Annotated in this window: 1 protein-coding gene; it reads right to left on the bottom strand. The window is 42.1% G+C overall.

Annotation, left to right across the window (positions count from 1 at the left end; genetic code table 11):
* Positions 1-210 precede the first annotated feature (210 nt).
* The gene (locus ACS8FC_RS20505; RefSeq protein ID WP_439298138.1) at positions 211-534 is read right to left on the bottom strand and encodes a barstar family protein; all 324 of its coding nucleotides are present in this window, start codon (positions 532-534) and stop codon (positions 211-213) included.
* Position 535: the final 1 nt, after the last annotated feature.

Below are 535 nucleotides of genomic sequence, written 5' to 3'. Positions count from 1 at the left end.
AAAAATTTAATCCTTTTGACCAAAAAACGCCCCAGTAGTAGCACCAAGGTCGCGAGTATCAGTGTGTAATAACCGTTTAAGGTAATCTCCATAGGTTAATCCTTTATATAAAATAAATTAACCTGAATTCGGGATAAATATGGCTTTATCTCGAATTCAGGTTTCTATGATGACGAATGATTATCGGTGACTAATCTTTTAACAACGAAACTAGACTTCATCCTCAGATGGCACAATGACCCACAGCTGTGGTTTGCCAAAATCTCTGTAAGCATCCTCAATGATGCTTTTAAAGACATTGAAGTCTTCGGTGTTTATCCTTTTTACCACCGTCAAATCAAGCGTTAGATGCACCACCTCGCTATCTGTCAAACAGTCCCATGCGCTGTCCCAGTTGTGCGAAAAATAACTGGGAAAATCACAGGCGTGAGCCAGACTCGTCAGTAGCGTGGTTTTATCGAGGGTGTCACCCACGGGTATGGTAACAGCCGTAGGAGGAATATCCGCCACTAGTGCTGTACCGTTTTGGTTAATG

The organism is Psychrobacter sp. 1Y4, from assembly GCF_051847555.1.
The sequence above is the reverse complement of the archived record's forward strand: the minus strand, read 5'-3'. Positions and strand labels throughout refer to the sequence as shown.